This is a genomic window from Intrasporangium sp. (genome assembly GCF_030452765.1).
Taxonomy (GTDB): Bacteria; Actinomycetota; Actinomycetes; order Actinomycetales; family Dermatophilaceae; genus Intrasporangium_A.
Genome location: NZ_JAKDLO010000257.1, coordinates 1 through 4969, shown reverse-complemented (window position 1 = coordinate 4969; position 4969 = coordinate 1). Strand labels below are relative to the sequence as shown.

General features: G+C 65.6%; 5 protein-coding genes. All 5 read left to right on the top strand.

The features are described 5' to 3' along the window. On the top strand, positions 1-1201 hold a 1201-nt coding region (locus tag L0H79_RS20750), incomplete at its 5' end, for a sugar ABC transporter substrate-binding protein (protein WP_301486537.1). A gap of 94 nt (positions 1202-1295) precedes the next feature. Next, on the top strand, positions 1296-2300 hold the full coding sequence (locus L0H79_RS20745; protein WP_301486536.1) for a carbohydrate ABC transporter permease: 1005 nt from the start codon (positions 1296-1298) through the stop codon (positions 2298-2300). Then, positions 2300-3076 carry a carbohydrate ABC transporter permease gene (locus tag L0H79_RS20740; protein ID WP_301486538.1) on the top strand — a complete coding sequence of 259 codons (777 nt, stop codon included), beginning with the start codon at positions 2300-2302 and terminating at the stop codon, positions 3074-3076. Before L0H79_RS20745 ends, L0H79_RS20740 begins: the two co-directional genes overlap by 1 nt. A 103-nt stretch (positions 3077-3179) precedes the next feature. Then, positions 3180-4088, top strand: a complete 909-nt coding sequence (locus L0H79_RS20735; protein ID WP_301486535.1) for a zinc-binding dehydrogenase — start codon at positions 3180-3182, stop codon at positions 4086-4088. A 305-nt stretch (positions 4089-4393) separates the two neighbouring features. Continuing rightward, positions 4394-4969, top strand: a 576-nt coding sequence (locus L0H79_RS20730) for a hypothetical protein (protein ID WP_301486534.1), incomplete at its 3' end; no start/stop codon positions are given.

Sequence of the window (4969 nt, the reverse complement as noted above, 5' to 3'; positions counted from 1 at the left end):
CACCGAGTCCAAGACCCTGAACGTCACGCTCGCCAACCACGTGTGGACCGAGGCGATCAAGAAGAAGATCCCCGACTTCGAGAAGGAGAGCGGGATCAAGGTCACCGTCAACCAGCTCAGCGAGGACCAGCTCGCCGACAGCTACAAGGTCAAGCTCAACGCCGGCTCAAGCGACGTCGACGTCATGATGTACCGACCCCTGCAGGTCGGGAAGCTGTTTGCCGTGAGCCACTACTTCGCCGACCTCACCTCCTTGGTCAGCAACGACGCCGACTGGAACTGGAAAGACTTCCAGCCAGGGCCCGTGAGCATCACCACGTACAAGGACAAGGTCGTCGGCGTCCCCATCATCACCGAGAACGAGATCCTCTACTACCGCAAGGACCTCCTGGCCAAGGCCGGGCTCGAGGTCCCGAGCACGATGGACGAGTTGCAGGCGGCAGCCAAGAAGATCTCCGAGCAGAACCCGGGCGTGGCCGGCTTCGTGTCGCGTTCGCAGGCGTCGGCAGCGGTCACCCAGTTCTCCGGGTTCCTGTACAGCTTCGGCGGGGAGTGGACCGACAGCGACGGCAAGTCGACGATTTCGTCGGATGCCGCCAAGAAGGCGTACGCCTTCTACGGTGGCCTCCTGCGCAACTATGGTCCCGCTCAGATCACCACCGACATGAGCTGGCCCGAGGCCATGGCCATCTTCCAGCAGGGCAAGGCGGCGTTTGAGACAGACGCGTCCAGCCTGTACGAGAATCTCACCAACCCGGACAAGTCGAAGGTCAGCGACCAGGTCGGCTTCGCTCCGTTCCCGGCTGGGCCGGCCGGTTCCAAGCCGTACAACGTCGCCGCGTGGGCCCTTGGGATCAACTCGAACTCGAAGAACCAGGACAACGCCTGGAAGTTCATCAAGTGGGCCACCAGCCCCAGCATGACTCTGGAGATGCAGAAGGAGGGCACGCCCAGCGCCCGCACCTCGGTCTGGGCCAACCCGGAGGCGACTGCCGAGTTCCCGCCTGAGCTGGCCAAGGCCATCGCCGAGAACGCGAAGAACGGCATCGGCCACGACCGCCCGCTCGTGATCAATGTGGCCCAGGTTCGTGAGATCGTCGGCAAGCCGATCGTGGTGGCCATCACCGGCGGCGACTCGAACGCGGCCGCAGATCAGGCCAGCCAACAGTTCCAGCAGGTCCTGGACTCCGAGGACAAGTAGCCAATCACGCCCGGTGGCGTTCCGGCCGATGGCCGGGACGCCACCGGCACCCGGATCGCCGCATCGCCAGCTGACCTCGAATGCGAAGTGCACCATGACCGTCACCGCACCCGACAGGCCCGCGCTGGCAGAACGACTCTCGCGTTGGGCGAACGACCATCGCAAGTGGCTGTTCTCCTCTCCGGCCATCGCCTTCACCGTCCTGCTGATCGCCTTCCCGATCGGCTGGACCCTCTATCTGAGCTTCACGAACTCGTTCGGCTCGGTCCGTGCGCCGTTCGACTTCGTCGGTCTGGAGAACTACGCGACCGCGCTCACCGACACCACGCGATTCTGGCCGGCAGTCGTGCGTACCCTGGTCTTCACCCTCGCCGCGCTCGCCTTCGAACTGGCAGCGGGCATGGCCATCGCGCTCCTGCTGTGGCGGCCATTCAAGACGCAGGCCCTGGTACGCGTCATCGTGCTCCTCCCGTTCGTGGCAACGCCCGTGGCGATCGCGATGATGTGGCGGCTGATCTTCGACCCGAACATCGGATTCGCCAACCAGATGCTGGGCTGGATCGGCATACCTCCCCAGCCGTGGTTCTCCAGCCCTGAGACAGCGCTTCCGACCCTGATCTTCGTGGATGTCTGGGAGTTCACCCCGATGATCGCCATTGTCCTGCTGGCCGGGCTGACATCCCTGTCGGATGAGCTTCAAGAGGCGGCTCGCATCGACGGTGCGAACGCCTGGCAGCGGTTCTGGTATGTGACGCTCCCGCTGCTTCGTCCGGTGGTGTTGGTGGCGATCATGCTCCGGGCCATCGACGCGTTGAAGACCTTCGACCTCCTGTACGCGGTCAAGGGGCAGGGGGGCGGCTCCTTCCACGAGGCGGAGACCCTCAACATCTACGCGTACACCTTGAGCTTCCAGTACAACAACTTCGGGCTGGCCTCGGCCGTGCTGATCCTGTTCTTCCTCATGGTGCTGATCTCGATGTGGTTGCTCACTCTCCGCCGTAAGGAGACCCCTTCCCGGCTTGCCCCGCTCGGGCCCGCCCCACCCCCCCGCGCCGCCGCCGCGGGGGGGGCGGGGGGTATCGCACGTTCCGTGTCGTGATGCTCGTGCTCGTGGTCGTCACGTTCCTCGGTCCACTGCTGTGGATGGTGATGGCATCGTTCAAGAGCAACGTCGACATCCAGGACACCAGCCATCCGTTCCGTCTCGCGCCCATTCTGGACAACTACGCGAACGTGTTCGGTAACGACGCGTATCTCGACTTCGTGTTCAACAGCTTCTGGATCGCGCTCTGGGCGGTGCTGATCTCGCTGATCCTCGGAGTGCCCGCCGCCTATGCGATGAGCCGGTTCAACATGCAGAAGTCGGCCCTGGTGGTGCTGTTGGCGCGGATCATCCCCGGCATCAGCTTGTTGGTGCCTTGGTACTTCGTCTTCGCGAACCTGGGCTGGGTCGGCAGTTACGGTGTGATGATCCTCTCGCACATGTTCATCCTGATCCCGGTGAGCGTGTACATCATGATGTCGTTCTTCGACTCGATGCCCATGGAGCTGGAAGAAGCCGGCCTGGTCGACGGGCTCACGCACATCGGCGCGTTCTGGCGGATTCTGCTCCCGCTGTCGGTGCCCGGGATCGCCACCGCTGCGATCTTGTCGTTCATCTTCTCGTGGAACAACTTCATGTTCGCGCTGGTGCTGACCGGCGCCAACACCAAGACGCTGCCGGTGGCCGTGTTCGACTTCGTCTCGTACGCGAGCATCGACTGGGGTGCGATCATGGCCGCCTCGACGATCATGACCATGCCGATCATCGTGATCGCGCTTTTCGCTCAGAGATACATCGTGTCGGGCCTGACGGCCGGCGCGACCAAGGGATAGGCGGATGAGCTCCACGGCTCAGATGACCGCCGTCGTCAAGACCGGCCCGGGTCAGGACGGTGTCCGGCTCGGATCGGTGTCGATTCCCAAGCCCGGGGAGGCGATGGCGCGGGTGCGGGTGGCGGCGACCGGCATCTGCGGCACCGACTTGCATATTGCCCGCGACGAGTATGCGTGCGAGCCGCCGGTGGTGATGGGGCACGAGGTCTCCGGCGTCGTCGATGCCGTCGGCCGCGGCGGGGACGCCGCGCTGGTTGGCGCCCGTGTCGTGCTTGAGACCTACTACTCGACCTGTGGCAGGTGTGACTGGTGCCGGACCGGCCGGATCAACCTGTGCCCGCGGCGACGGTCCATCGGCTCGTTCGAGAATGGTGGATTTGCGCCATTCCTGGTCGTGCCACAACTGAACCTGCATGTGCTGCCGGGTGCCGTCGGCAGCGTCGAGGGCGCGCTCGCTGAACCCTTGGCCTGTGTCACCCAGTGCCTCATGGACCCTTCGGTGGTCGATGCCGGCGACCGGGTCCTGGTCACCGGACCCGGCGCAATGGGACAGTTGGCCGCGCAGGTGGCGGTCGCGTGTGGAGGGTCCGTGACGGTGGCCGGGCTTGCACAAGACCGTGAACGGCTCGACGTCGCCGCAGGTCTCGGCATGAACACGACCGCAGCACCCGCGGAGGAGAACTCATTCGATGTCGTCATTGAATGCTCCGGTAGCGGCGCCGCCGCGGGTGCCGCGATGCACGCGGCGCGCCGCGGGGCGCGGTACGTGCAGGTCGGCATATTCGGACGTGAGGTAGCGCTACCGTTCGACCTTGTCCTGTACAAGGAACTGGTCGTCAGCAGCGGCTTCGCCTCGACCCCGGCGTCATGGCGTCGTGCGATGACGCTGATCACCGACGGAGCAGTGCGCCTGGAGCCATTGGTGACCCGGCGAGTGCCCCTGAACGACTGGGCCGTGGCATTTGAGGCCGCCCGCTCCGGCGAGGGGATCAAGACAGTCGTCATCCCGTAGCACTCGATCGCGTCGGTAGCGCGAAGACCCGCACTCCGGGTTGGGGCCGTTCGAGGCTTCGATCCCCGGAGCCACACCGCATCGCGAGAGGAGGGCGACAGGGCTCCAAGTGGTCCACCGCGAGGTGAGCGCACCGGCCCCGCGTGCCGGCCGGTCAGGGAGTGGCCGCTCGAGGCTGACCCGGCTCAGCGACATGCATCACGGGTATGTCGCTGAGCTGGCTTCCAATGCAGGCGCGCTCGCGTCCGGACCGGCTGAACGAACCGGTATGGAGGCGAGCATCCAGGGTCAAGTAGCCTCGCTCCGTGGCGGACAAGCGACTGGACAAGAAGCAGTTCTTCGGCAAGCTGGCTGGGCTGGACGAGGCAGGGCTCAAGACGGCCCTGTGGACGCTCTACTGGCGCGGCTCTGCGCCGATGCGGGAACGGATCGAGTCCGTGATCGATCCCCGCGTCGAGGCGATCCGCAAGGTCGCTGCGGCGGCGCCGCCCGATGCCGACGAGGTCCTCGACGACGTACTGGAGTTCGTCACCCTGGCCCAGTCGGGCGCCTACCTCGGTGGCGACCGGCGGGTGTCGCCGAAGGAGCGATCCCGCTGGCGCTTCACGTTCCGGCGGCTGGCGGACCAGTCGCGTGATGCCCTGGCCGGTGCGGACGTCGCGAGCGCGGGCGAGGCGATGGAAGCCCTCATCGACCTGGCGTGCGAAACGAAGAGATACGACCTGTTCCGGTCGGAGGACCCCATCGAGGCAGCCAGGTTCGTCGTGTCGGACGCGGTCGCCGTGCTCTGGGCACGGTTCCTGCAGGAGTACGGCCTCGCCGGGTTCGCGCAGCGAGCGGCGGGGCAGCTCGTGCGGTGGGAGGAGGGGTACGGTTGGACC